General features: G+C 64.2%; 28 protein-coding genes. 11 read left to right on the forward strand and 17 right to left on the reverse strand.

Going from position 1 to position 23,359, the window contains the following annotated elements; translation table 11 throughout:
* Positions 1–501 precede the first annotated feature (501 nt).
* Complete coding sequence (locus tag AB4Z51_RS37505) at positions 502–909, forward strand: hypothetical protein (RefSeq protein WP_135217314.1); 408 nt, start codon at positions 502–504, stop codon at positions 907–909.
* A gap of 189 nt (positions 910–1,098) precedes the next feature.
* Here AB4Z51_RS37505 and AB4Z51_RS37510 read toward each other — a convergent pair whose 3' ends face one another.
* Positions 1,099–2,337: an MFS transporter gene (locus tag AB4Z51_RS37510; protein WP_441499147.1), complete on the reverse strand. Its 1,239-nt coding sequence runs from the start codon at positions 2,335–2,337 to the stop codon at positions 1,099–1,101.
* A 129-nt stretch (positions 2,338–2,466) separates the two neighbouring features.
* Here AB4Z51_RS37510 and AB4Z51_RS37515 point away from each other — a divergent pair, with 129 nt between their 5' ends.
* Positions 2,467–3,075, forward strand: coding sequence for a TetR/AcrR family transcriptional regulator (locus AB4Z51_RS37515; protein ID WP_135217316.1), 609 nt, complete (start codon positions 2,467–2,469; stop codon positions 3,073–3,075).
* 403 nt (positions 3,076–3,478) lie between these two features.
* On the opposite strand, the gene AB4Z51_RS37520 is transcribed toward AB4Z51_RS37515, so the two are convergent.
* Positions 3,479–4,852 (reverse strand): PleD family two-component system response regulator, encoded by a 1,374-nt coding sequence (locus tag AB4Z51_RS37520; RefSeq protein WP_135216940.1) that lies wholly within the window; start codon positions 4,850–4,852, stop codon positions 3,479–3,481.
* 14 nt (positions 4,853–4,866) lie between these two features.
* Positions 4,867–5,232, reverse strand: coding sequence for a response regulator (locus AB4Z51_RS37525; protein ID WP_008566616.1), 366 nt, complete (start codon positions 5,230–5,232; stop codon positions 4,867–4,869).
* A gap of 228 nt (positions 5,233–5,460) precedes the next feature.
* Between AB4Z51_RS37525 and AB4Z51_RS37530 the strand changes: the two genes are divergently transcribed.
* Together AB4Z51_RS37530 and AB4Z51_RS37535 are read left to right on the forward strand one after the other, a co-directional pair.
* Positions 5,461–5,772, forward strand: a complete 312-nt coding sequence (locus AB4Z51_RS37530) for a DUF3572 domain-containing protein (RefSeq protein ID WP_028150563.1) — start codon at positions 5,461–5,463, stop codon at positions 5,770–5,772.
* Positions 5,769–7,061, forward strand: a complete 1,293-nt coding sequence (locus tag AB4Z51_RS37535) for a DNA polymerase IV (RefSeq protein ID WP_441499148.1) — start codon at positions 5,769–5,771, stop codon at positions 7,059–7,061. Before AB4Z51_RS37530 ends, AB4Z51_RS37535 begins: the two co-directional genes overlap by 4 nt.
* Before the next feature lie 16 nt (positions 7,062–7,077).
* On the opposite strand, the gene AB4Z51_RS37540 is transcribed toward AB4Z51_RS37535, so the two are convergent.
* Positions 7,078–7,233: a hypothetical protein gene (locus tag AB4Z51_RS37540; protein ID WP_166097113.1), complete on the reverse strand. Its 156-nt coding sequence runs from the start codon at positions 7,231–7,233 to the stop codon at positions 7,078–7,080.
* A gap of 202 nt (positions 7,234–7,435) precedes the next feature.
* Here AB4Z51_RS37540 and AB4Z51_RS37545 point away from each other — a divergent pair, with 202 nt between their 5' ends.
* Complete coding sequence (locus tag AB4Z51_RS37545; protein WP_135216942.1) at positions 7,436–7,837, forward strand: ACT domain-containing protein; 402 nt, start codon at positions 7,436–7,438, stop codon at positions 7,835–7,837.
* A gap of 89 nt (positions 7,838–7,926) precedes the next feature.
* Here AB4Z51_RS37545 and AB4Z51_RS37550 read toward each other — a convergent pair whose 3' ends face one another.
* Together AB4Z51_RS37550 and AB4Z51_RS37555 are read right to left on the reverse strand one after the other, a co-directional pair.
* The gene (locus tag AB4Z51_RS37550) at positions 7,927–8,328 is read right to left on the reverse strand and encodes a RidA family protein (RefSeq protein WP_014494674.1); all 402 of its coding nucleotides are present in this window, start codon (positions 8,326–8,328) and stop codon (positions 7,927–7,929) included.
* Between the two features lie 72 nt (positions 8,329–8,400).
* A complete protein-coding gene (locus AB4Z51_RS37555; RefSeq protein WP_135216943.1) occupies positions 8,401–9,246 on the reverse strand; it encodes a cell envelope integrity EipB family protein in 846 nt (281 codons plus the stop codon).
* A gap of 233 nt (positions 9,247–9,479) precedes the next feature.
* Here AB4Z51_RS37555 and AB4Z51_RS37560 point away from each other — a divergent pair, with 233 nt between their 5' ends.
* The 4 genes from AB4Z51_RS37560 to AB4Z51_RS37575 all read left to right on the forward strand — a co-directional run bounded on the left by AB4Z51_RS37560 (position 9,480) and on the right by AB4Z51_RS37575 (position 12,651).
* Positions 9,480–9,947: a RidA family protein gene (locus AB4Z51_RS37560; RefSeq protein WP_014494672.1), complete on the forward strand. Its 468-nt coding sequence runs from the start codon at positions 9,480–9,482 to the stop codon at positions 9,945–9,947.
* 16 nt (positions 9,948–9,963) lie between these two features.
* The gene (locus AB4Z51_RS37565; RefSeq protein ID WP_135216944.1) at positions 9,964–10,710 is read left to right on the forward strand and encodes a glycerophosphodiester phosphodiesterase; all 747 of its coding nucleotides are present in this window, start codon (positions 9,964–9,966) and stop codon (positions 10,708–10,710) included.
* Positions 10,711–10,929: 219 nt separating this feature from the next.
* Positions 10,930–12,171, forward strand: coding sequence for a GNAT family N-acetyltransferase (locus tag AB4Z51_RS37570; RefSeq protein WP_135216945.1), 1,242 nt, complete (start codon positions 10,930–10,932; stop codon positions 12,169–12,171).
* A gap of 51 nt (positions 12,172–12,222) precedes the next feature.
* Positions 12,223–12,651, forward strand: a complete 429-nt coding sequence (locus tag AB4Z51_RS37575; RefSeq protein WP_063982784.1) for an HIT domain-containing protein — start codon at positions 12,223–12,225, stop codon at positions 12,649–12,651.
* Positions 12,652–12,741: 90 nt separating this feature from the next.
* Here the strand turns inward: AB4Z51_RS37575 and tsaA are convergent, their stop codons facing one another.
* The 4 genes from tsaA to AB4Z51_RS37595 all read right to left on the reverse strand — a co-directional run bounded on the left by tsaA (position 12,742) and on the right by AB4Z51_RS37595 (position 15,483).
* On the reverse strand, positions 12,742–13,233 hold the full coding sequence (gene tsaA / locus AB4Z51_RS37580) for a tRNA (N6-threonylcarbamoyladenosine(37)-N6)-methyltransferase TrmO (RefSeq protein ID WP_014494668.1): 492 nt from the start codon (positions 13,231–13,233) through the stop codon (positions 12,742–12,744).
* 31 nt (positions 13,234–13,264) lie between these two features.
* On the reverse strand, positions 13,265–13,615 hold the full coding sequence (locus tag AB4Z51_RS37585; protein WP_063982782.1) for an AzlD domain-containing protein: 351 nt from the start codon (positions 13,613–13,615) through the stop codon (positions 13,265–13,267).
* Positions 13,612–14,352, reverse strand: coding sequence for an AzlC family ABC transporter permease (locus tag AB4Z51_RS37590; protein ID WP_063982781.1), 741 nt, complete (start codon positions 14,350–14,352; stop codon positions 13,612–13,614). Before AB4Z51_RS37590 ends, AB4Z51_RS37585 begins: the two co-directional genes overlap by 4 nt.
* A gap of 108 nt (positions 14,353–14,460) precedes the next feature.
* Positions 14,461–15,483: a lytic transglycosylase domain-containing protein gene (locus AB4Z51_RS37595; RefSeq protein WP_244623456.1), complete on the reverse strand. Its 1,023-nt coding sequence runs from the start codon at positions 15,481–15,483 to the stop codon at positions 14,461–14,463.
* Between the two features lie 39 nt (positions 15,484–15,522).
* On the opposite strand from AB4Z51_RS37595, the gene AB4Z51_RS37600 reads away from it, so the two are divergent.
* Complete coding sequence (locus AB4Z51_RS37600) at positions 15,523–16,539, forward strand: TRAP transporter substrate-binding protein (protein ID WP_167768315.1); 1,017 nt, start codon at positions 15,523–15,525, stop codon at positions 16,537–16,539.
* 82 nt (positions 16,540–16,621) lie between these two features.
* On the opposite strand, the gene AB4Z51_RS37605 is transcribed toward AB4Z51_RS37600, so the two are convergent.
* The 6 genes from AB4Z51_RS37605 to AB4Z51_RS37630 all read right to left on the reverse strand — a co-directional run bounded on the left by AB4Z51_RS37605 (position 16,622) and on the right by AB4Z51_RS37630 (position 21,387).
* On the reverse strand, positions 16,622–16,816 hold the full coding sequence (locus AB4Z51_RS37605; RefSeq protein ID WP_063982779.1) for a hypothetical protein: 195 nt from the start codon (positions 16,814–16,816) through the stop codon (positions 16,622–16,624).
* Between the two features lie 42 nt (positions 16,817–16,858).
* The gene (locus tag AB4Z51_RS37610) at positions 16,859–17,101 is read right to left on the reverse strand and encodes a hypothetical protein (RefSeq protein WP_063982778.1); all 243 of its coding nucleotides are present in this window, start codon (positions 17,099–17,101) and stop codon (positions 16,859–16,861) included.
* Between the two features lie 59 nt (positions 17,102–17,160).
* Positions 17,161–18,459, reverse strand: coding sequence for a glycoside hydrolase family 130 protein (locus AB4Z51_RS37615; RefSeq protein ID WP_135216949.1), 1,299 nt, complete (start codon positions 18,457–18,459; stop codon positions 17,161–17,163).
* Positions 18,460–18,493: 34 nt separating this feature from the next.
* Positions 18,494–20,779 (reverse strand): glycosyltransferase family 4 protein, encoded by a 2,286-nt coding sequence (locus tag AB4Z51_RS37620; protein ID WP_135216950.1) that lies wholly within the window; start codon positions 20,777–20,779, stop codon positions 18,494–18,496.
* A gap of 108 nt (positions 20,780–20,887) precedes the next feature.
* Positions 20,888–21,130 carry a type VI secretion system-associated protein TagO gene (locus tag AB4Z51_RS37625; RefSeq protein ID WP_244623457.1) on the reverse strand — a complete coding sequence of 81 codons (243 nt, stop codon included), beginning with the start codon at positions 21,128–21,130 and terminating at the stop codon, positions 20,888–20,890.
* 62 nt (positions 21,131–21,192) lie between these two features.
* Positions 21,193–21,387 (reverse strand): hypothetical protein, encoded by a 195-nt coding sequence (locus tag AB4Z51_RS37630; protein WP_135216952.1) that lies wholly within the window; start codon positions 21,385–21,387, stop codon positions 21,193–21,195.
* A 292-nt stretch (positions 21,388–21,679) separates the two neighbouring features.
* Between AB4Z51_RS37630 and AB4Z51_RS37635 the strand changes: the two genes are divergently transcribed.
* Positions 21,680–22,318: an HAD family hydrolase gene (locus AB4Z51_RS37635; RefSeq protein ID WP_135216953.1), complete on the forward strand. Its 639-nt coding sequence runs from the start codon at positions 21,680–21,682 to the stop codon at positions 22,316–22,318.
* Here the strand turns inward: AB4Z51_RS37635 and AB4Z51_RS37640 are convergent.
* On the reverse strand, positions 22,315–23,355 hold the full coding sequence (locus tag AB4Z51_RS37640) for a phenylacetaldoxime dehydratase family protein (protein WP_135216954.1): 1,041 nt from the start codon (positions 23,353–23,355) through the stop codon (positions 22,315–22,317). The two genes, AB4Z51_RS37635 and AB4Z51_RS37640, sit on opposite strands and share 4 nt — an antisense overlap.
* Positions 23,356–23,359: the final 4 nt, after the last annotated feature.

Genomic DNA, 23,359 nt, shown 5'->3' on the forward strand with positions numbered 1-23,359 from the left:
CGAGGCCTGTCCGCTAATGAGAACGCACGCGCGCTGATATCCATGATGGCCCGGAGCAAATGCTCCAATCAAAGGCCGGATACATTGATGCAAGACCACTCACCACCTGATCGACGAACCTCTTGCTACGCACGGCCGGACCATACATTCGGGTCACACCCCGAAGAACTCGGGCTGAGCATATCAAGTCTGCTTCAGCCCCAAGGAGCGGACATCTAGCGGACATGCCGGGTCGACCGCTTGGGGCCAAATCCGGACCTTCCCGTGGGCCAGGCAGAGACTTCGTTTCACATGTTCCCCAGACTCGTCAGGTGACGTAGAATGTCGTTGCCCTTAAAGTGGGATGTGCCGAAATCACCGTCTGGGCAAACGAGCAGCACTGGTGCCATCGGCAAGCACGCTCTCTTAGAAGCCGTTCTTTTTTCGGTTTCGACCACCGTTCACCACGAACTTTGCGCGCTGCTTATGCGGCGGCTCGTTCGGTAACGTCGGGAGAAAGCGATGAGCAAGATCGATCGAAGGTCCGCACTGGGAATCGCGTTGGCAGCGGCTTCGGCTGCCATGGTCAGGCCAGCCGCCGCTCAAGCCACAGGCTACAAGGATATGACGCCTTGGCCAGGTGTCGTGGTGCGTGAATATGAAGGCGAGACACCATCCCTGATCCCAGGTTTTAAGACCGTCTCAATGCGCGATGTCATCATGCAGCCGGGGGCGAAGACCATGGGGCCCCCGATGATGAATGCCATGATCTGCCATATCACCGAAGGGGAGCTTCGGCTTGAGCAGGACGGAAAGACCTTTACGGGCAAGAAGAATTTTGTCTGGACCTGCAACAAGGAAACAAAAGAACAGGCGTACAACGACGGGAATGTGGTCGCGATTATGCGGATCACGGACCTGAAAGCTTAAGGCCCATGAGGAGAAGCGGATGGCGCACGCGACGACGCGCCATCCGCCTGCAGGATCATGAATTGTTGCAACGTCACAGCCGGAGAAAAGTTCGTCCGCGCGCCAAGCTTCGGGTCACACGCTGCCATCACGACGAAACAGCACGGCGTCCCCTGCAAGCTCCCTCTGACGTTCGCGAGCACCGCCCCGCTACGCCGTCCGCAGCACCGGCGACGGCGGCTGCGATGGCCGGATCAGCGCGAATGCGACCTGGATGATGCCGCCGGCCAGACCGAGCGCCACGCCGATGCGCCAGGCCATGGTGTAGGAGCCGAGCGTGTCGTAGAGCACCCCTCCTCCGTAGGCGCCGAGGAAGCTGCCGATCTGGTGGCTCATGAAGGCGAGGCCCTGGATCATCGCCTGCCAGCGCAGGCCGAACATCTCGGCGACCGCGCCGGCGACCAGCGGGCYGACCCCCATCCAGAGAAAGCCCATGATCGCGCCGAACAGCAGCGTCGAGAACGACGTCGCCGGCAGCATGAAATACCAGGCGAGCGCGAGCGAGCGCAGGATGTAGATGCCGCCCAGCAGCGCCAGCTTGTTCCAGCGCTGGCCGGCCCAGCCGAAGAACAGCGAGCCCAGCACGTTGAAGCCGCCGATCATGCCGAGCGTCTGCGCGCTGAGCATCGGATCGAGGCCGCAGATCGCCAGATAGGACGGCAGATGCGTGGTGAGAAACACGAGCTGCATGCCGCAGACGAGATAGGCGCAGGTCATCACCACGAAGGACGCGTTGCCGAACGCCGTCTTCGCAGCCGTCGCGGCGGTGGCATCCCCGATGTCGTCGGCGGTCGGCTTCGGCAGCGGAATCGCGTCGACACGGCCGGCATACCAGGCCGCAGGGATCATCAGCACCGACATGATCACGAAACCGGCGAGCCCGACGCGCCAGCCAAATCCTTCGTTGAGCATCTGTCCGAGCGGCGCCGACAACAGCGCGCCGAGCGAGCCCGCGCCGGAGACGATGCCGAGCACGGTCGAGCGTACAGTCTCCGGCACCGCGCGCGCCGCCACCGACATCGCGATCGCGGCCGCGGTGCAGGCCAGCGACGTCCCGATCAGCACGCCGGCGCCGATCATGATGCTGACGAGCCCGTTCGCGGTCGCCATCAGAATGAGGCCCACGATGTACATCAGCGAGCCCACGATCATGATCGGGCGGAAGCCGTAGCGCACCGTCATCGCGCCGGCGAGCGGCTGGAGAAAGCCCCAGGCGAGGTTCTGCACGGCCAGCGCCAGCGTGAAATCCGAGATCGAAATGTGGATGTCATGCGTCAAAGGCTGCATGAAGATGCCGAGGCTCTGCCGCAGCCCCATGCTCAGTGTCAGCATGATCGAGGCGCCAATCAGGATGGGCAATGTCGGACGCAGGACCTGCAAAAGGGGCATATTTTTCTCCCTCGTCGGCGCGACGCGCGCGCCGGCGTCTGCAATTCTCGATGTTTTTAGTTACACAGACCTGTGTACTTAGGCTATGAAAGGTGCACGCTGTCAAGCGAACAGGACGCACGCTGCCGCATGGCTCCCCCGCCCACACCACAGACGATGAAGGAGCGGATCCTCGAGACCGCCGACAAGCTGTTCTATCTGCAAGGCATTCGCGCCATCGGCGTCGACACCATCGCGGCCGAGATCGGCATCTCCAAGCGCACGCTGTACAACCACTTCCCCTCCAAGGATGCGCTGATCGCGGCCTATCTGGAGCGCCGCTTCGTCAAGCCGCGCCCCTCCGACAAGCCCCCGGCCGAGCAGATTCTTGGCACCTTCGATTCGCTGGAGCGACGCTTTGCGGCCAAGGATTTTCGCGGCTGCCCGTTCGTCAATGCGGTCGCCGAGCTCGGCCCAAAGGACCGCGCCGTGAAGAAGATCGCAATCGCCTTCAAGGAAAGCCGCCGCGTCTGGTTTCGCGAGCGGTTGAACGAGCTAGGTGTTGCGGATGCGGATGCGCTCGCCACCCAGCTCGTGCTCCTGGTCGATGGCTCGATCGCACAGGACCTCGTGCGCGACGACCCGGCGATGGCCCGCGCGGCAAAGGAAGCGGCGAAGGTGCTGCTGCGGAATGCGGGCGTGGATGTGGGTGATGCGGAGAAGCCGGCCGTGACGCACAGCAAGCGCACGCCGCACTAATCAGCATGGCCGTATCGTTCGGTGTCATCACCCGCGAAAGCGAGTGATCCAGTATTCCAGCGGCGGTTGTGATTGAACCGCGAGGCCGCGGCGTACTGGATTCCCCGCCTGCCGCCTACGCTAAAGCTTCGGCGCCCCTCGACCTCAAACCCCGGCGAAGCCTTGGCGTAGCCGGGTCGCGGGGAATGACGGCGGAGCTTGTGGAACAGCGGAGCTTGGGGAGAGGGCTTCGCGCAACAACCGCGCCCTGCCCGATCCTATCAAAATGCTCCTGTTTTGCCCGACGTGTCAAACGCCCGGGCAATCGGCATAGGCCCGCCTCGCTACCCGCATAAGCCAATGATCCGGCTAACGCCGGCCACTGTGCATGGGGTTGTTCTCGCAGTTTTTGTTGCAGGCGGCCTCACGCCGCCTGCGACACCACCCGATTGCGGCCGTCGTGCTTGGCGCGGTAGAGCGCGGTGTCGGCGCGCTTGAGGACGTCGGCGACCGCCTCGCCCTTCTGCTCCAGCGTGGTGAGGCCGATCGAGATCGTGACCTCGATGCGCTTGGTGCCCTTGTGGACGGCGAACGGCTCGCCCGCGATCGAACGGCGCAGGCGCTCGGCGACCATGCCGGCGACGTGGAGGTCAGTCTCCGGCATCACGATGACGAACTCCTCGCCGCCGTAGCGGCAGGCCAGGTCGATGCCGCGGATCGACTTGCGCACGCGCACCGCGAACTCGCGCAGCACGTCGTCGCCGGCGTCGTGGCCGTAATTGTCGTTGATCGACTTGAAATAGTCGATGTCCAAAATCATCAGTGCCAGGGGCTTGCCGCGGGTCGAGGCTTGGTCAGCGAGCGTCGCCAGATGGCTCTCCATGTAGCGGCGATTGTGCAGGCCGGTGAGCGCGTCCGTGATCGCCATCTCGATCGAGTTCTGCACGTTGTCGCGCAAATGATCGGTGTAGCGGCGGCGGCGGATCTGCGTGCGGGCGCGGGCCAGCAGCTCGGTCTTGTCGATCGGGCGCAGCAAATAGTCGTTGACGCCGATCTCGAGGCCGCGGAGCAGCCGCGTCGAGTTCTTGGGGTCCGCGATCGCCAGGATCGACACATGGCGCGTGCGCTCCAGCGAGCGCGCCTGGCTGCACAGCCGCAGCCCGTCGAAATTGTTGAGGTCGAGCGAGACGATCAGCAGGTCGTAGTTGCCTTCGGCGGCGTGGAACAGCGCTTCGGTCGGGTTCGGCTCGACGTCGATGGTGTGCTCCGCGGCGAGGATCGTCGCCAGTCGCTCATAGGAGGACTGACGGTCGTCGACCAGCAGAATGCGGCCGCCCCGGCCGGTGTCGGCCACGGCGCTGCGCTCGGGCGCCTGCATGCCGATCTCGAGCGAGGTGATGGCGCGCATGCGCAGCTCATCGGTCATCATCTTCAGCCGCGTCAGCGAGCGCACGCGCGCGATCAGCACGACGTCGGAGACGGGTTTGGTGAGGAAATCGTCGGCGCCGGCTTCCAGCCCGCGATTGCGGTCGGCGGGGCTGTCGAGCGCAGTGACCATCACGACGGGGATGTGGTGCGTCGCCGGATCGGTCTTCAGGCGGCGGCAGACTTCAAAGCCATCCATGTCGGGCATCATCACGTCGAGCAGGATGATGTCGCATTCGGCGCGGCTGGCCAGCGCCAGCGCCTCGGTCCCGTTCGAGGCGGTCATCACGTCGAAATATTCGGCGGACAGGCGAGCTTCGAGGAGTTTGACGTTGGCGGGAACGTCATCGACAACCAGGATACGCGCGGACACTTTGAACTCACTTCCTATCCGATAAAACGCCGGACCGTCTCAATGAATTTGCCGACCGAGATCGGCTTGGACAAATAGGCCTCGCAGCCGCCCTCGCGGATGCGCTCTTCGTCGCCCTTCATCGCGAACGCCGTGACCGCGACGACGGGAATGGCGCGCAGCTCCGGATCGTCCTTGATCCAGCGCGTGACCTCGAGGCCCGAGACCTGCGGCAATTGGATATCCATCAGCACGAGGTCGGGCCGCATCTTGCGAACGAGGTCGAGCGCCTCGTAGCCGTTGCTGGTGCCGGAGGTCTGGTAACCGTGTGCCTCCAACAGGTCGCGGAAGAGCTTCATGTTGAGCTCGTTGTCTTCCACGATCAGGACGGTCTTAGCCATCCCGCCCTCCTGATTGGCACGAAGCCGTATACATGTGACGCCTCAGGCGCCGCTCGCCGGCGCTTCGAAAACTGGATTCAAACTAGCCTCAGATTCGCTTGAGTTTCGTTAAACCCGAGGGCCGACTTTCTGCGATGTGGTTTCCAGTTGCTTGTCGGCGGTCTTGAGACTCGGGCATGATGGCTTCAAAGTAGACACCGAAAGTTAACGGAAAGGCAAACCGAACCCTTGAAAAAGCCTGTTCACAACCCTCGCGAAGTCGCTGAAATCGTTGCGATTCAGGCGCTCTCCTTCGTGGCCGGCGATCCGGAGCGGCTTGGCCTGTTCCTGGCTGAGACAGGCGTCGGTCCTGAGACCCTGCGCAATGCCGCCTCGGACCCGAATTTCCTCCTCAGCGTACTCGATTTCGTGATGCGCGATGACGCCACCGTCAAGGCCTTTGCCTCGACCGCGGAGCTGCATCCGACCAACGTTGCTGCGGCGCGGCAGGTGCTGGGCGACGCGCTCGGCGACCCCTCCTGGGAGCGCGACGTGCCGTGACCGTCCCAGATACGGCCGGCCCCCGCTGCTTCTGCCGGGATTGTCTGGCCGATCTGGATATGGGCGTGCGGCGCTGCTCCGCCTGCGGTTCCCCTCGCCTCGTCCGCCACCGCGCGCTCGCAGGCCTGACCATCGCCCATATCGACTGCGACGCCTTCTATGCGACGGTCGAGAAGCGCGACAATCCTGACATCGCCGACAAGCCCGTCATCATCGGCGGGGGCAAGCGCGGCGTGGTGTCGGCCGCCTGCTACATCGCGCGGACTTACGGCGTGCGCTCGGCCATGCCGATGTATAGGGCGCTCGAGGCCTGCCCGCACGCGACCGTGATCCCGCCCGACATGGCCAAGTACGTCCGTGTCGGCCGCGAGGTGCGCCAGGCCATGCAGGCGCTGACACCKCTGGTCGAACCGCTCTCGATCGACGAGGCCTTTCTCGATCTGTCGGGCACCGAGCGGGTGCACGGCATGGTTCCGGCCAAGGTGCTGGCGCGGTTCGCGCGCAACATCGAGCACGACATCGGCATCTCCGTCTCGGTCGGCCTGTCCTGCAACAAGTTCCTGGCCAAGATCGCCTCCGACCTCGACAAGCCGCGCGGCTTTGCCGCGCTCGATCAGGAGGAAGCCCGTTCGATGCTGGCGGAGAAGCCGGTCGGCTTCATCTTCGGCGTCGGCCCGGCCACGCAGGAGCGCCTGGTGCAGCGCGGCTTCCGCATCATCGCCGACCTGCAAAAGGCCGACGAGATCGAGATGATGCGGCAGTTTCCGAGCGACGGCCGCAGGCTGTGGCGGCTCGCGCGCGGCATCGACGACCGCCGCGTCGAGCCCGATCGGGGCGCCAAGACGATTTCGAGCGAAACCACCTTCGAGACCGACATCCGCGATTTCGCGACGCTCGAGAAGATCCTGTGGCGGCTCTGCGAGAAGACGTCGTCGCGGCTCAAGAGCAGCGAGCTTGCCGGCTCGACCGTGACGCTGAAACTGAAGACTGCCGATTTCCGCCAGCGCACCCGCTCGCAGTCGATCGCAGGCCCGACGCAGCTTGCCGCCAAGATCTTCTCGATCTGCCGCGAGATGCTGGCGAAGGAGATCGACGGCACCGCGTTTCGCCTGATGGGCGCCGGCGTCAGCGCGCTGCGCGAAGGCTCGCCCGCCGACGACACCGACATGCTCGACCGCCGTGCTGCGCATGCCGAGCGCGCGGTGGACAGTCTGCGCAAGAAGTTCGGCAACTCCGCCGTCATTCGCGGCATCGCGTATGATGGCCCTGAAACAGGACAGCAGGAATGATCGAGTCCTGCTCAATTCAGTCGCGTTCGAAGATCCGTGCACCCGGATAGACACGCCGGGCATACTGAATGACCAACTGCCGATCCTGACTCGCCAGGAACGGCGTTCGGATCTGACAAGACCCGACGATGAGGTGCCACAGGCCGTTGAGCTTTCCAATCATGACGTTCATTTGAGCTTCCTCGCAGTGACCCGAGTAGACTCAAATTGTAAGAATCGCCGGCCGTCGCTCAATTGTACCAGCGTAAGGTCAGCGTATGAGAAGGATTGGAAGAGATATACAAAGGTATGTTGGCGAGGCCCCTGTCAGGTTCCGGCGCTGATCGGTTTCGCAAGGGCTGTACGCATCCGAACGCGCTGAGAGGCTGGCCATCGTGACAGGCGAACGCGACCTCGACGCGCTGTTGAGAAACATGAAGCCGGAGCTGCTGGACGGCACCTTCGTGTTTTGCACGATCCCACCCAACGAGCCCGTTCCCGCAGCGGTCAACCCGCTGCTGACGTTTCGCGAGCAGGAAGGAACCACGCTGGTGATCCTGCGCGAAGAAGCCGAGGCGTCAGGCTTACGCGACGCGTTCGCCTCGCGCCTGATCACCCTGACGGTACACTCCGCGCTCGATGCGGTGGGCTTCCTGGCTGCAGTCACGGCGCGCCTGGCCGAAGCCGGCATCAGCGTGAATGCGGTGTCGGCCTTCCACCACGATCATCTTTTCGTACCTGCCGACAGGGCCGATGAAGCGATGGCTGTTTTGCGAGCGATGTCCGCAGCAAAGTAAGATGGGTAGAGCGAAGCGAAACCCATCGAGCTCTTCCTGCGCAACAAGGGTGATGGGTTTCGCTTCGCTCTATCCATCCCACGGTCGGATCAATCCGCGACCGCCACCGCCTCGATCTCGATCAGCCATTCCGGCGCGGCGAGCGCGGAGACGCCGACGAGGGTGCTGGCCGGCGGCTCCATGCCTTCGAAGAAGGCCGAGCGGGCCTTGCCGATGATCGGGCGCAGCTCCGGCTTGTAGTTCACGACGAAGGTCGTGATCTTGACGATGTTGGCGTAGGTCGCACCGGCCGCCTTCAGCGCATGGCCGAGATTCTGCATCACCTGCGTCGTCTGCGCGGCAATATCGCCCTCGCCGACGATCCGCCCTTCCTCGTCCACCGACACCTGGCCGGAGATGTAGATCGTGCGCGCACCGGAAGCGGTGACGACGTGGGAATAGGCCGGATTGTGATGCAGGCCGCTGGGGCGGAGATGGTCGAGCTTGGGCATGGTGCTTGCCTCCCGGGTTTGTGGTTGGGAGGGAGCGTAGCTGGAGAGCGAGCGGAGGGCTAGCCTCGCCCCTCAATTGCAGGGCTTGCTGTCCTTCGCGTCGAACTTGCCCATCGCGCCGGAAATCACGAAATCGTTGTAATCGAGCACGAGCTGGCGCGAAACGCCGTTTTCGTAGAGCTCGAACGCCATCGCGTAGACCGGCGTCTGCTCGCCTTCCTTCTGCTGGGACTCGCGGTCGAAATAGCTGACGGTAACCGGCCAGCGCTTGAGCGACTTCATGTGCTCGTCCGTGGTCGATGCATCGGGCGAAGCAGTGCGGTCGGCGGGAATCGGCTGACCGATCACGGTCAGCGTGTTGTAGACCTTCTGGCCGTCGTCGGAGCCGTCATACACCGACAGCTCGAGCAGCGACTTGCCATCCTTGGCGGCGGCAATGATGCGCTGGATCTGCTCGGTCGGGAACACGATCTTGCCGTCGAGGGTGAAGCTCTTCGGCGCCGGCAGCTTCAGCTTGACGTTGATGTGGTCGCCGTCGCGTTCGGCCGAACCGTCGACCCGGCCGGCGTCCGCCTCGTTCATCCGCGTCTCGATCTTGAAGCGGTAGCTTTTTCCCGCGGCGTCCTCCCAGGAGTTCGAGCGGAGGTCGCTCAGCGTGATCTTGCCCTCGCCGCTGTCGAGCTCGGAGACCTGGCGGAATTCGGAGGTGTAGCCCTCGCACGAACTTCCCGTGAAATTGTAGAGGATGCGGCCGCGCGCGCTGTTGATCGAATTGGAGCGCGATTTGACGAGGCTGAGGTCATAGAGCGCCTGGTGCGCAAGGAACGGACCGCTGGCCGCCTGCGCTCCACCGCCTGCGCCGAAAGCAGCCGCCGCGAGCCCCATCACACCGAGCGAAGTCCGGAAAAGGTGCACCATGTGTCATCCCTGGGGAAAGCGCAGATTCGACATTTTAATGACCGTTCCATTGCGTCGCAACTGAGGCCGTTTCACGTAAAGTTGCGGCCCCCGCCTTGAACCTGCTGCTTGGCCACAACAAAATGCAGTCGCTCCGGTTGCTTGCATGTGACGGCACGATGGGCGAAACAGGGCGCGCCCGGCCTCCAAATGGACGCAGCCGGGCGGATGAAATTTGGACAACGAGGTCGAACATGGCGGGCACGGTCGAGCAGAAACTGGCGGAACAGGGCATCAAGCTGCACGAGGCCCCTACCCCTGTCGCCAATTACGTGCCGTTCGTGCGCACCGGTAACCTGCTGTTCGTCTCCGGCCAGGTCTGTTTCGACCCCGCCGGCAAGCTGATCGCCAAGGGCAAGCTCGGTGCCGGCGTTTCGATCGAGGACGGTGCCGCAGCGGCGCGCGGCTGCGCCGTCAACCTGCTGGCCCAGGTCAAGGCGGCGCTCGGCGACCTCGACAAGGTCGTGCGCGTGGTGCGCCTCGGCGGCTTCATCAACTCGGCACCCGACTTCCTGGACGGGCCGAAGGTGCTGAACGGCGCCTCCGACCTGATGGTCGCCGCTTTCGGTGACAAGGGCCGCCACGCCCGCACCACCGTCGGCGTCGCCTCGCTGCCCGCGGACGCGGCGGTCGAGGTTGAAGGCGTGTTCGAGGTCGCCTGACACGGAGCTGACGGCGTTGCGCGCTCCTGATTGGCTGACAGCCCGGCCGGTCGCCCATCGCGGCCTGCATGACATTTCCCGTGGCATCGTCGAGAACATGCCGGGGGCGGTGCAGGCTGCGATCGCAGGCAATTTCTCGATCGAGGTCGACATCCAGCTCTCCGCCGACGGCGAGGCCATGGTGCACCATGACCACGCGCTCGGCCGCCTCACCGAGGCCACCGGCGAGGTGGTTTTGAAGACCGCGGCCGAACTGAAGGCGGTCAAGTTCAAGGACACGGACGAGCGGATGATGTCGCTGTCCGACCTCTGTGCCATGGTCGCCGGCCGCGTGCCGCTGGTGATCGAGGTGAAGAGCCATTTTGGCGGCGACCGCAAGCTGGTGATGCGGATGGCCGAGGTGTTGTCGTCCTATCAGGGCCCCGCCGTCGGCATGTCGTTCGATCCCGACCAGGTGCTGGCGCTGCGTGAGCTGTTGCCGTCCCGCCCGCGCGGCATCGTTGCGCAGCGGACCTACGAGGACGAGTACTGGGCGAAGCTAACGCAGGCGCAGCGCGACAGCATGCTGTATCTGCGCCACGGCTTTCAGACCCAGCCGCATTTCGTCGCCTTCAAGGTCGACCACCTGCCGGCCCCCGCCCCCTGGATCGCCCGCAACGTCCTCGGCTGCGCCCTGCTCGGCTGGACCGTGCGCACCCCGGAACAGCGGACGCGGGTCGGACAATATGCGGATCAGATGATCTTTGAGGGGTTCGTGCCGTAGGGGGCACACCTGTTGCACAGCGATTGCTCTCGTGTCCCGGACGCGCTGCAACGCGCCAGCGTTGCTGTGCAGAGGCGGGACCCAGAAGGCGGCACGCTATGCGGAGAGATGGGCCCCGGCTCTGCATCGCGCCGCTGCGCGCTGCGATGCGTCCGGGGCACGTGAGAGCTCGGTTCCCGCCTCTTGAAGTCGCTGCTGCAATGCACGATCTTGGGCACGATGGCATCATCTGAAATCACACTCGAGGCTGTACCCTCGATTGGCGAGGTATCTGCCGAGGATTGGGACGCCTGTGCCAATCCCGACAAGGCTTGCAACGGGCATGGCGCCGGAACTTCATCCGGGCTTCCAGGCGATTCCCTCGGCCTCTCAAAACCCGCCTATAACCCGTTCGTCTCGCACGCGTTTTTATCCGCGATTGAGAAATCGGGTTCAGCAACGATCCGCACCGGCTGGGGGCCGCGGCATCTGGTGGCCAAGGTCGATGGCCGCGTCGCCGGGGTCGTGCCCTGCTATCTGAAATCGCATTCCCAAGGCGAGTACGTCTTCGACCGCGGCTGGGCGGATGCCTATGAGCGCGCCGGGGGACGGTACTATCCGAAACTCCAGGTCTCGGTTCCCTTCACCCCGGCCACAGGGCCCCGGCTGCTGGTCCGCGACGGCGTGGATCGCGAGCGCATCGCGGAGACGCTAGCGAGCGGGCTGGTGGCGCTATGCGGCGTCAGCAAGGCCTCCTCGGTCCACGTCACCTTCGCGCGCGAGGCGGAGTGGAAACTGCTCGCCGGGCACGGCTTCCTCCAGCGCACCGATCAGCAGTTCCACTGGCACAACGAGGGATTTGCGACCTTCGACGATTTCCTCACCACGCTCAATTCGCGCCACCGCAAATCGATCAAGCGCGAGCGGCGCGATGCGCTTGCCACCGGCATCACCATCCACTGGCTCACCGGCAGCGACATCACCGAGGATGCCTGGGACGCCTTCTTCGAATTCTACATGGAGACCGGGTCGCGCAAATGGGGCCGGCCTTATCTCACGCGCGAATTCTTCTCGCTGATCGGCGAGACCATGAGCCAGGACGTGCTGCTGGTGATGGCCCGCCGCAACGGCCGCTGGATCGCGGGCGCGATCAACTTCATCGGCTCGGATACGCTGTTCGGCCGCAACTGGGGCGCGGTCGAGCATCATCCGTTCCTGCATTTCGAGGTTTGCTACTATCAGGCGATCGATTTCGCGATCAAACACGGCCTCGACAACGTCGAGGCCGGCGCGCAGGGCGAGCACAAGATCGCGCGCGGCTACCTGCCGCGGACGACCCATTCCGCCCACTTCATCGCCGATCCCGGCCTGCGCCGCGCCATCGACGATTACCTCAAGCGCGAGCGCGCCTATGTCGCCGAGGCCGGACGGGAGCTGGCCGAGCTCGGCCCGTTCCGCAAAGGCGTCGACGAGGCGCCTTGACGGTTTGCCACGGCTGATGACAGTAAGCGCAAAATTCGAGGAGCCGCCGCCATGACCGCCTACGACCCCAACAACATCTTCGCGAAGATCCTGCGCGGCGAGTTTTCCTGCCACAAGGTCTATGAGGACGAGCATGTGTTTGCCTTCCTCGACATCATGCCGCGGGTATCGGGCCATACGCTGGTGATCCCGAAGGCCCCTGCCCGCAACATCCTCGACATCAAGCCTGACGACTACGCCCACGTCGCCCGGGGCGCGCACAAGATCGCGGCCGCTGCGATGAAAGCGTTCGAGGCCGACGGCATCACCGTGCAGCAGTTCAACGAGCCCGCCGGCGGCCAGGTGGTGTTTCATCTCCACATGCACGTGATGCCGCGCCACGACGGCGTGGCCATGCTGCCGCCCGCCAGCCGCAAGGAAGACGTCAAGGTCCTGGAAGAGAATGCGGCCAAGCTGATCGCGGCGCTGAAGGCGGGATAGATATCAGCCCTGTAGCCCGGATGGAGCGAAGCGTAATCCGGGACCTCCCCGCATTCCGCTTCGCTCCATGCGGGCTACGATCGCCGCCCCTCACTCCGTCTGAAAATCCCCTGCCTGCGGGGCGGCCAGCGGCGTGAATTCGCAACGATCTGGCTTGATGTCGATCAGCGGCGTGTTGTCGATGCAGTCGAGCCCGCGCACCAGAATGGCATTGCCCTCGATGCCGACGAGCTTGACGATCGAGGTGCCGATCGGGTTGGGCCGGACCGGTGAGCGCAGCGAAAACGTGCCGCGGGTCTTCTCGTTGTTCTTCGGGCTTTGCAGGACGATGTCGCGGCGCGACTTGTCGAGCCAGTAGAGCACCTCGAGATTGCTGTAGAAATCGACGCCCTTGATGGCCGGCACGAACGGCTCGAAGATCTCGAGCCGGCACACCGGGCCGTCCTGACGCCCCTGTCGCGGCGTCTCCATCCGCGAGGTCCAGGGCGTGCGGATGCGGCCGATGAAGACGAGGCCGGCATCCTCCGTCGACGGCAGCTCGATGGCGACCTCGCCCTCGCGGAGCTCGTTTTCGCGAACCATATTTCCCGTTCCTTGCTGTTCGCCGGTGGTTTTAGCCTAACCACCACTTTCCGGCCAGCATGAAGACTTCGCCTGTCACCACGCCTGCGAAGATCGAGCGGCGGGTCAGCAGGAAGGCGACGAGGCCTGCGCCGACCGCGCCATAGCGCAAGACGTCCGGCACGCTGGCGAGCGCCCCCGGCGGCTCCACCACGATCTGGGCGATGACGCCGGCCAGGATGGCGGTGGCGACCGCCCTCACCCAGACCAGCAGCTCCGAGCCCTCGTCGATGCCGCCGCCGAACCACAGGCCCAGCATGCGCCATATCTGGTTGGGAACAACGCCCGCAACGAACAGCACGACGAGTGCGTGCCAGTCGCCGATGAGCTGCGCAAAGCTCATGCGCGCACCTCCCGCCACCAATGCACACCATAAGCGATCGTGCCGGCCACCAAACCGCTGACGAGAATGTCGAGCCCGGAGTTCATCTTCGCGGCCAGCGGATAGAGCAGAACCCCGAGCGTCAGCGCGACGACGTCGGCGACCTCGCGACTGTTGCGCGCGGTCGAGAACAGGAACGACAGCGGCGTCAGCATCAGGATCGCGGCGCCGAGCGTCTGCGTCAGGTTGGCGGCAAGGAAATAGCCGACCGTGTTGGCGGTGAGACACACGGAGACCAGACCAAAACCAAGTCCGTTGACGAAGGCGATGCGCCGCTCGCGCGGCACCTGCGGCAGGAAGCGATGGCATTCGACCCACAGTGTCACCGCCGTAAGATGCGCGGCGAAGAACAGCTCGCGCCGCTTGGTCGTCGGCGTGCGCATCAGGGGCAGCACCGAGACCACCATCGGAAACAGCCGGATCGCGCTGACGGTGACCGCGATCGCCGATTGGATGATGGTCGCGCCGGAGCCGAGCGTGGTGATCAGAATGATCTGCGCGGGGCCCGCCCAGACGAACAGCGTCGAGCAGAGCGCCCAGAGCAGGCTGAAATGGGTGTCATGAGCGAGGGCGCCGATGCCGAGATAGGTCGCGAACAGGACAAGCGTGAGGATCGTCTGCGTGATCGAACGCAGTCCCCACGCAAACGCGCGCCAGGAACTTTGCCATTGAGGGGAATCGAGCGGAGGAAGCGCCACGGGAGTCTTTGGCCGGATTGCGGAATCGTGCCCGCATAACGGGCAATGCTGTGGCTGGCGTCAAGGAAGCGCGCGGCGGGGCTGGCATGCGCGCGTGGGCAGACGCGCCTACCCGTTCACACCCCGGTTCTTCAGCACGAAGCAGGCACCGCCGGCCTTGCGGATACGGTTGCACAGATCATCCGCCTCGCTGCGCGTGTCCGCGCCGATGCGCACCTGGTAGAACGCGCGCGTACCGCGGCTGCGCATCACCGAGCTTAGCAGGCTCGGATCGCGCTCGCCGATCACCGCGGTCAGCCGCGTGACGGCGCGGGAATACATCGCCAGCGCCCTGTTGCGGTCGAAACCGGCAGCGAGCTGTACGCCCCAGACCTTTGCGGCGGCGAGCTCGACATGCTGTTCGAGCTCGGCCACAAAGGCATTTGGCGCGCGCTTCAGAAGCGCCATGAGATCGCGGCAGCTCGTCGGCGGCGAACTCGGCGGTCCCTTGCCGGTCGCTCCCGCCTTGGCCCACGCGTCAACGCTCGTGCCGGTGATGGCATAGACGTAGTTGCGGGTCTGCTCCGGCATGCCGCCGGTGCCGGCGAGCCATTCCTGCACCCGGCGCGGCCCGGCGTTGTAGGCAGCAGCCGCAAGACCGAGATTGCCGAACTGGTTGCGCAGCTCGTTCAAGAACTCCGCCGACTTCGGCAGCGCCTGCACCGGGTTGAAGGGATTGAGCAGCCCGCGCTCGCTCGCAGTGCCCGGCATGAACTGCGCGATCCCCTGCGCATGCTCGCCGCTGCGCGTCATGGGTCCCACGGCATCGGCCTGGAATCGGCTTTCCTGCCAGATCACGCGGGCGAAGAATTCCAGCGGCAGATTGGCATCCCGTGCGGCGGCCTCGACGATCAGGCAGATCGATTCCCGCGTATCGCTCTCGCGCGCAGTGGCCGGATTCGCCGGTGGCATCGCAAGCTCCTCGACGCTGGGGACGGCGATATTGGTCTTCGCGGGCGAGCTGTCCCACGCCACCACCCGTGTCGCCGAGACGAGCAGTGCGGCGATGATGAGTGATGCAATTCGCGTCAGCCGTGCCCAAGCAGCGCTGTGGCGCGCTCCGGCGCGGCATGCAACAAGATGATCTGCCATGTTGTGGCATCGTGCCATGGTTCGACGAGTTGCCAATATATGCTGTTTGACCCGCTTCTCCCAATGCGCTGCCCTGCCCCAGGGATCCGCGCGATCCTCGTCCTCCTAGCCCTCGCCCTGTCCGCCGCGCCGGCCATGGCGCAAGTCAACTGGCGGATGACCACGGAATATCCGCAAAACAACATTTCCGGGATCGGGCTCACCAGTTTCGCCGATCGCGTCGCGGCGCGCACAAACGGTTTCGTGACCGTAGCTAGCGCTTTCGACAACGAGCTCAAGATCAACTCGGGCGAAATGCCGCGCGCCGCGCTGGATGGTCGCATCGCCGGCGGCGACGCCTTCGCGGGCGCGCTTTCGGGCCTCGACCCGGTGCTCGGATTGTCCACCCTGCCCTTTCTGGTGCAGTCCGTCGACCTCGCCCGCGCCACCAATCTGCGGGCGCGCCCGCTCTACGAGAAGGCGCTCGCGGCGCGCGGCCTGAAGCTGCTCTATGTCACGATCTGGCCGGCCACGGGCCTCTGGTCGGACCATGCGCTGGAAGGCGCCGACGCCCTGCCGAAACTGAATTTGCGGGCCTACGACGCCAACTCCGGCGAGGTCATGCGCGCAGCCGGCGCGAATGCACAGTTCCTGCCTATGGACGCGGCACTCGCTGGCCTCAGGGAACACCGGCTGAATGCGTTCCTCACCTCCGGCGACGGCGGCGCGGGACGCAAGCTCTGGGACTTCCTGCCCTACTTTACAGCGATCAACTACGCGATGCCGGTCTCGATCGCCTTCGTCCGCAGCGACGCATTTGCCGAACTGTCCGAGCCGATGCAGCGCGAGGTGCTGGCCGCGGCGGCCGAGACCGAGCAAAGCCAATTCGCGCTATTGACCCATCGCACCATCGAAAACTATGCGCGCATGCGCGACAACGGCGTCCGCATCGCCGAGCCGGCGCCGGCATCCCTCGTCGCCGCGCTCCGGAAAGCGGCAACGCCCGCGATCGCCACCTGGGAGACGCAGGCAGGCGCCGATGCCGCGGCGATCGTCGAATGGGCAAGACAGCAATAGAGCGAGCCGTGGCGGCCGCCGGCATGCGACTGCGGTGCTGTCTTGAAACGTCCGCCAGTCCCGCCCTTCACTCGCTTCGGTCCTATGCCGAGGCCGGCTTTTCTGCGCTGATTGCGCGGTCCAGGGCATCGATCAGCGTTTGAAGCTCGACAAACTTGTTCCGTGCTCGCTCGGCATTGTCGCGATCAAAAGGAGCGGCCAGCACCTTCGCATGCGTGTCCCTGTCCTCGATCATTCGATCGCGGGCCTTCTTCAATATGTCCAGTCGCTCGTTCATCTGTGCCTCTCCGCCAATATCTGCTCGACCACGATCAGGGCCTCAGTCGAAACCAGCCGGAAGCTCGCCCTTTCGGAAGAACACCGTAGGCTCATCGTCATAGTCACCCATTTCGGGATCGCCGCTGGACGAGAACGCGACGACGCCGAGTTTGCTCAAGGCCAATCTCTCCGCCGTACGCAGCGCGCCGCTTTCCGACTTGCAGACGATGGGAGAGTCGGCCTTCAGATTTCCACCCTTGCCGGCGTTGAACGCCTGCACCACGTAGGTTGTTTCGCGGACCATGACGGCACCTCTGACCTGTTGACACACGGAGTTGTCGTCAACGACCGCGACAACCGCGCTCAGCCTCGCATCGCTTCGATGAGCGCGGAAATCCTGATCGTTGCAAAGCTTGAGAAGGTGTCCGACACGGCATATGGCAGGATGATCTGATCATTGTGCCTCATCGCACCGCAGGTATAGACGACGTTGGGGACATACCCTTCGCGTTCGGACGGTTCAGGCCGCAGCAGCGGCTCGGCCGAGCGAGCCAGCACCCTGGACGGGTCGCGCTTGTCGAGCAGAGCCGCTCCGATCGAGTATTTCCGGATCGGGCCGACACCGTGCGTCAGCAGCAGCCAACCTTCGTCAAGTTCGATGGGCGCCCCGCAATTGCCGATCTGGACGAACTCCCAGGGAAATTGCGGTTTCAAAAGCACCCGGCCGCCCTCCCATGTGTAGAGGTCGTCCGAATAGACCAGATACAGGTTCTCATTGTCCTGTCGCGCGATCATGGCATAGCGGCCGTCGATCTTGCGTGGGAACAGCGCCATGCCCTTGTTGTGGGCTGCAGCCCCCCGCAAAGGCGTTAGTCGAAACGACATGAAGTCGCTGGTCTCGATCAATTCAGACCGGATCGCCCGTCCGCTATAGGCCGTATAGGTCGCGTAGTAGATCTCCCGATCGCCGTCGTTGAATTTGACGAAGCGCGCATCCTCGATCCCGTTGGATTGGGATTCGGTCACGGGAAAGATGACCCGCTCGCTGAGGTCTTCCTCGGGCCTGAACACCAGTTCCACACGGTCGCCGTCCGATCCGGATACGCGATGGCTGATCCGGGGGACCGAGGCAAGGCGCGCCGTCGGATCGACGGCCAGGCTTCCGTCAGCCGCAATCGTTCCGGTTCGAAACGTCAGTGACGACACATGCCCCTCGCCGATGGCCCGGAGGCTGACGATGAATCGCGAACCTCCCTTCGGTGCCCCCGATTGATCGGGGTGCGGGACGATGCTGGGGTTGAACAAGGCAGAGGCTTCGAACGAATACTCACTGAGAAAATAGGCACCAATCAGCTGGCGCTGCGTCTTCGAGAAGACGCCATGCGTGGCGAAAGCGTCCTCCATTTCATCCGCTCGGGTCTCGAACCGCTCCAGGAGGTTACGATGTCGCCCCTGGAAATTGTCGAGCACATCCGCAAGCTGAACTGCAACGGCATCCGAACTGAGCGCAAGAACCCGGTCGACGATATGATTTGCACGCATCTTGTCGGTCGGGTTCAGGTCGCGGGGTTCGGTTGCCGGCTTGAAGGGCCGCACGATGACTCGCGCTGGATCGGGGCGCAGATTAAGCCCCTGCCGGTTCAGGAAAGAAGCTTGTGACACGGTATCCTCGGCGTGCTGAATGAAAAGATGAAGTTCAGGCGCTCACGGCGCGCAAGGCTGTGGGCCTCGTCAAGCTCGGGTTGACGCGCGCAAGCTGGCGCATCTCGGCAAGCCCGAGGAGATAGCAAACAACGGACTCGCCCCCGCGGTTTTCGTTGGCGCGATCAGCGTGCAAACCATCCCGGCAACTGCCAGTGAGCGGATCGACCAGCGCCACTGAGAGATCGTTGCTGCCTAGGAACCAGGCGAAGGCCCGAGTTGCCATGGCTTTCCATTCGGCATCGCCATCGGCACGCCACGCGGCGAGGCAGGCGGCGATCGTTGCCGTTGCCTCCACGGGCTGCTGATCAAATGCACGGGGATGTTGCCGCCGCTCGCCGAAGCCGGCGGTGCCGACCGGCCGGAAATGCCCTGCCGCGGTCGTCTGCTGCGTCATGAGCCAGCGCAGAGACCTCAATCCGGCATCGAGATATTGGGGCGCATGCGTCGCCATGCCTGCGAGGATCAACGCCTGCGGCAGCCGCGCGTTGTCGTAGGCCAGCCCTTCCTCGAACCACACCCAGTCAGACGTCTCGACCGACGCCAGACAGGTCATCAACCTGCCGGCAAGGGAATGCCGGACGTCCCTGGCGTGGAGATCGTCCGGAGCTACAGCGCAATAAGCGTCCAAGCCCAGCAGCATGAATGCCCATGCACGGGGCGAACGAAAGCTCGCCGCGATCGACAATGCCTGGGCGAACAGAGCAGCGGCCCACAGGCGCCGGGCCGGGCTGGCGTCTCTGCGTGCAGCCTCGCCCAAAGCCCATAGCGTCCGCCCGTGACTGTCTTCTGACCCTCTGTCCTCAAGCCAGGTCCGATTGAACCCCATGAAGTTGCGAAATTGCCCGGTGTCGGGATTCCAGGCGTGCTGCACGAATGCCGCAAACCGGCTCGTCAGGATTTCCGACAGCGGCTGTTCGCCTGGACCATTGAGGGCGCAGGCCAGCAGCAGCGCTCGGGCATTGTCGTCGACGCAATAGCCGTGCGCGCGATCCGGCACCGAATGGACCGCATGCTGGAACAGGCCGACATCATCGCACATCGACAGGAAATGGCCGATCTGCATATCGGGCGATGCGGGGCTACGTGGCTCCGGCACATTGATGTCCGGGCACGCGAAGAGTTTAAGCCGATGGCCTTGCCGTACATTCTCGAAGACGGACACATAGCGCTCGGCCACCCGTTCCCATGTCATCATCCGGCTCGCCGCATAGGCGCGCCGCGACATCGCCTTCCGGCGGGCGTCGTCGGTCAGCAGGCCTGCGATCTCATTGCCGATCGCCGCGGCGTCGCTGAAAGGCACCAGCACGCCGCACCCGTCGGCAAGCAGCTCGCGGGCGTGCCAGTAAGGCGTCGAGACGACCGGCTTCCCCAATCCGAAGCTGTAGGCCAGGGTTCCCGAGGTCATCTGGGCCTCGTTGAGATAGGGCGTGACATAGACGTCGCACATCGAGATGAATTCGAGCAGCGTGGCGAGATCCGCGAACCGGTCGAAGAACACCACGTGGTCGTCAATTCCGAGTTCGCGCACCCGCGCCATCAGGCTCTCGCGATAGGCCTCGCCCTGGTTTCGGACCAGGTTGGGGTGCGTTGCGCCAAGCACGACATACACCGCATTCGCGCAGCGCTTCAGGATCGACGGCATGGCGTCGATCATGATTTCGATGCCCTTGTTCGGTGACAACAGGCCGAATGTCAGGATGACCGATTTTTGCTCAAATCCAAGCTTGGCCTTCGCTGCATCGGGCTCGACGAAGGCGACGTCCGGAATGCCGTGGGCGATGACCTCGATCTTGTCGTCAGCCACCCGGTAGACGTCGCACAGCAGTTCGCGGCCCTTATTGGCCATCACCACGACCTTCGACGACGCCTCGACGATGCGCTCCATGACCGTCCGCTGCGCAGATGTCGGATCGGCGAGCACGGTATGGAACGTCGTCACCACCGGCATGGCAAGGCGGGACAACAGCACGAGGATATGGGCCCCGGCCTCACCACCGAAAATCCCGAACTCGTGCTGCAAACACACGGCATCGAACCGGCCGGCATTGAGGAAATCGGCGGCCCGCATGTAGTCTTCGATATTGCCGTCCTTGATCTGGAACGCGACCGCCGGAGGATAATCATAGGCTTGACCGCGATCGGTCATTGCCACGATGCAGGTCTCCAGATCCTGGCGCGAAATCGATATCGCGTTCTTCAGGTCGGTCGTATAGGTCGCAATTCCGCATCGTCGAGGCAGCGAGTTGCCGATCACGGCGATACGGCGGAGCGGCGTCATGTCGGCACCTCTATGATTTCGCTTGATGTCGGAGCGTGCACGGCGGGCGGACGCGCCGGCGAATTCTGTCGTCCGTCACCTCTGCCACGCGCTGCTTGATTGCAAACCTCAACAGCCGCGACAGATATTCTTCAGCTTCGCCGCGGTTCTGGCCTCTTCCGCAATGAAGGGGTCCTTGTAGGCAGCCCGCGCGGCGTCTTGTTCGGCGGCAGTGGGTTGCTTCGCTTTCGGCGGAAACGCGGCGTCGTAACAGGCGAGCCGGCCGCTCGTGCTTTCGATCGCGCGGCAGTCCGGCTCTCTGGCGACTGCACTTTGCACGAATGTGCCAAGCGCCAATGCGACAATAAGCATTTTCATACGGGTATCGTTCCTCGCGGAGGATCCGGGCGCGCCGTTTGACGCCCCTGCGTTCCTCATGCCTCGAACTGGTCGAACTCGTCAGACAGCAGAACCCGGCCCTGCGGCGTGCATATCCGCACGTCGACATAGCCTTCCTGCAACAGCTCCCTCGCCTTCTTCAGAGCGGCGGCCGTCGTGGTGCGGGCCAGGCTGACGTAGCCGCTTTGATCGCGTCCGCTCACCAGAAATTGGAGCGGCGTCCTATCCATGCAGAAAAGCCGCAGCGGCCACCAGGAGCAACAGAAACAGCGGGACGATCACCGGCGGCACGATCCAGTCGGCCAGATTAAAGCGAGGCATGCGCGCTCCTCCTCGTTCGGCGGGAGCGCTAGTGACCCTCAGTCACCGATGGATGCCATGGGAAGGGCGGTGATCGCAGGACCCTACGCTTATGCCCTGCCAATAGCGAGCTTTAAAACGTCGCGCGACGCGGCGGCGTTGCCTTGAGCAGCGGCCTCGTTTAGGTCAAACAACGGCGGTATCAACACGGGCACGACTGGCATGGCTACAATCTTCTTCGATCTCGACGGCACGCTGACCAACCCGAAGCCCGGGATCACCCGCTCGATCCAATACGCGCTGGAGCGGCTCGACCTTGCCGTGCCGAGCGAGGACGAGCTGACCTGGTGCATCGGGCCGCCCCTGCACGCCAGCCTGAAGAAGCTCACCGGAAGCGACGAGCTCGCCGACCGCGCGCTACTGCTTTATCGCGAGCGATTTGCCGATATCGGCCTGTTCGAGAACGAGGCCTATGCCGGCATCATCGACACGCTAACGACGATCGCCGCAACCAGCCAGCGCATGTTCGTCGCCACCAGCAAGCCCGCGGTCTACGCCATCCGCATCGTCGATCATTTCGGCCTGAAACCGTATTTCGAGCGCGTGTTCGGCTCCGAGCTCGACGGCAAGCGTGTCGACAAGCGCGACCTGCTGCGCTATGCGCTCGACGAAACCAAGGTCGATCCCGGCAGCGCGATCATGATCGGCGACCGCAGCCACGACGTGATCGGCGCCCGCACCAACGGCATGACCGCGATCGGCGTGCTCTATGGTTATGGCAGCGAGGCCGAGCTGCGGGATGCCGGCGCACATCACATCTGCGCCGCGCATCCCGAACTGCTCGGTCACTGCGCAGCCTAGGCGCTGACGGTCTCGACCGCCGCCAGCATGCCGGTCTTCGAATGGCAGTTCAGATACTCGAAGAGCTGCTCGTCCGCGGCGGCCACCGTGACCTCGTGATAGAGCCGTAGCTTTGCCGACGGCCCGAGCGTCGACAGGTATTTCATCGCCGCGCCGAATATCTTGACGTGGGTCGGATGTGACTCCGCCCAGCGCTCCAGTGCGGCGAGGCTCTTCCACCAGCTCTGGCCGTAAGACTTTTCGCTCACGCTGCCGTCGGCGGAGAGCACCTGCATGTAGCGGTTGGCGTAGCAGCCGATGGCTAGCCCGTCGTCGCGCAGGAAATCCATGCCCTCGCGCAGCACCGGCTCGACATCGTCGAGATAGAGCTTGCGCTCCGACGCCTCCGTATCGCTCCAGTCCTGCCCGGAGCGGATCAGGCAGAGATTGTCGTGCGCCTTCACCCGCAGCCGCGCGCCGTCGCGGATCAATTCCGGCGCGCCGCCCGGCGTCATCGGATCGGTCTGCGACAGCGGAATGCGATCGCGCATGCCGCCCCAATAGGCGTGCTCCTGCACCTCGCCGCTCATGCCGTCGGCGATTGCGGCCACGCCCTCGGGCCGGTCGAGCGAGGAGAACAGCGTCTCGTGCCGRGCGACTGTGGGACGCAGCACCTCGATGAAGGTGCCGATGCCCTCGCGCGCCTTCACAGCCCACGCCTCGCGTGCCGGCGCGAACCATGCGTCGAAGCGCGCGATGTCGTCCCAATAGGCAACCGACACGACGGTCTCATAACCGGCGCGGTCGACGTAGCGGGCGCGGTCCCAATGCGAAGGCCCGCCCTCGGCAGCAAACCGCGCCGCGATCTCGGCGAGTGCCGCCGTCGCAGCCGACGGCGCCGCGTCGCGATACTGCACACCGAAATAGGCCATCACGACGCGGCTTACGGCGGGCTTGTAGCGCGCCACGAACGACGGATATGGCGGCTGGTAATCGTCCGGCACGCGCTTGTGGCGCGTGCGCTGGGTCTCGAGATGCAGAGGAATTGCGGATTCCATGATC

The sequence above is a fragment of the Bradyrhizobium sp. 2TAF36 genome (assembly GCF_052114925.1).
Taxonomy (GTDB): Bacteria; Pseudomonadota; Alphaproteobacteria; order Rhizobiales; family Xanthobacteraceae; genus Bradyrhizobium; species Bradyrhizobium barranii.

Coding starts and splice junctions, on each gene's coding strand:
- AB4Z51_RS37505 (WP_135217314.1), top strand. CDS start 502: ATGAGCAAGATCGATCGAAGGTCCGCACTGGGAATCGCGTTGGCAGCG.
- AB4Z51_RS37515 (WP_135217316.1), top strand. CDS start 2,467: ATGGCTCCCCCGCCCACACCACAGACGATGAAGGAGCGGATCCTCGAG.
- AB4Z51_RS37525 (WP_008566616.1), bottom strand. CDS start 5,232: ATGGCTAAGACCGTCCTGATCGTGGAAGACAACGAGCTCAACATGAAG.
- AB4Z51_RS37540 (WP_166097113.1), bottom strand. CDS start 7,233: ATGAACGTCATGATTGGAAAGCTCAACGGCCTGTGGCACCTCATCGTC.
- AB4Z51_RS37550 (WP_014494674.1), bottom strand. CDS start 8,328: ATGCCCAAGCTCGACCATCTCCGCCCCAGCGGCCTGCATCACAATCCG.
- AB4Z51_RS37555 (WP_135216943.1), bottom strand. CDS start 9,246: ATGGTGCACCTTTTCCGGACTTCGCTCGGTGTGATGGGGCTCGCGGCG.
- AB4Z51_RS37560 (WP_014494672.1), top strand. CDS start 9,480: ATGGCGGGCACGGTCGAGCAGAAACTGGCGGAACAGGGCATCAAGCTG.
- AB4Z51_RS37570 (WP_135216945.1), top strand. CDS start 10,930: ATGGCATCATCTGAAATCACACTCGAGGCTGTACCCTCGATTGGCGAG.
- AB4Z51_RS37575 (WP_063982784.1), top strand. CDS start 12,223: ATGACCGCCTACGACCCCAACAACATCTTCGCGAAGATCCTGCGCGGC.
- tsaA (WP_014494668.1), bottom strand. CDS start 13,233: ATGGTTCGCGAAAACGAGCTCCGCGAGGGCGAGGTCGCCATCGAGCTG.
- AB4Z51_RS37585 (WP_063982782.1), bottom strand. CDS start 13,615: ATGAGCTTTGCGCAGCTCATCGGCGACTGGCACGCACTCGTCGTGCTG.
- AB4Z51_RS37595 (WP_244623456.1), bottom strand. CDS start 15,483: ATGGCAGATCATCTTGTTGCATGCCGCGCCGGAGCGCGCCACAGCGCT.
- AB4Z51_RS37600 (WP_167768315.1), top strand. CDS start 15,523: ATGCTGTTTGACCCGCTTCTCCCAATGCGCTGCCCTGCCCCAGGGATC.
- AB4Z51_RS37605 (WP_063982779.1), bottom strand. CDS start 16,816: ATGAACGAGCGACTGGACATATTGAAGAAGGCCCGCGATCGAATGATC.
- AB4Z51_RS37610 (WP_063982778.1), bottom strand. CDS start 17,101: ATGGTCCGCGAAACAACCTACGTGGTGCAGGCGTTCAACGCCGGCAAG.
- AB4Z51_RS37620 (WP_135216950.1), bottom strand. CDS start 20,779: ATGACGCCGCTCCGCCGTATCGCCGTGATCGGCAACTCGCTGCCTCGA.
- AB4Z51_RS37625 (WP_244623457.1), bottom strand. CDS start 21,130: ATGCTTATTGTCGCATTGGCGCTTGGCACATTCGTGCAAAGTGCAGTC.
- AB4Z51_RS37630 (WP_135216952.1), bottom strand. CDS start 21,387: ATGGATAGGACGCCGCTCCAATTTCTGGTGAGCGGACGCGATCAAAGC.
- AB4Z51_RS37635 (WP_135216953.1), top strand. CDS start 21,680: ATGGCTACAATCTTCTTCGATCTCGACGGCACGCTGACCAACCCGAAG.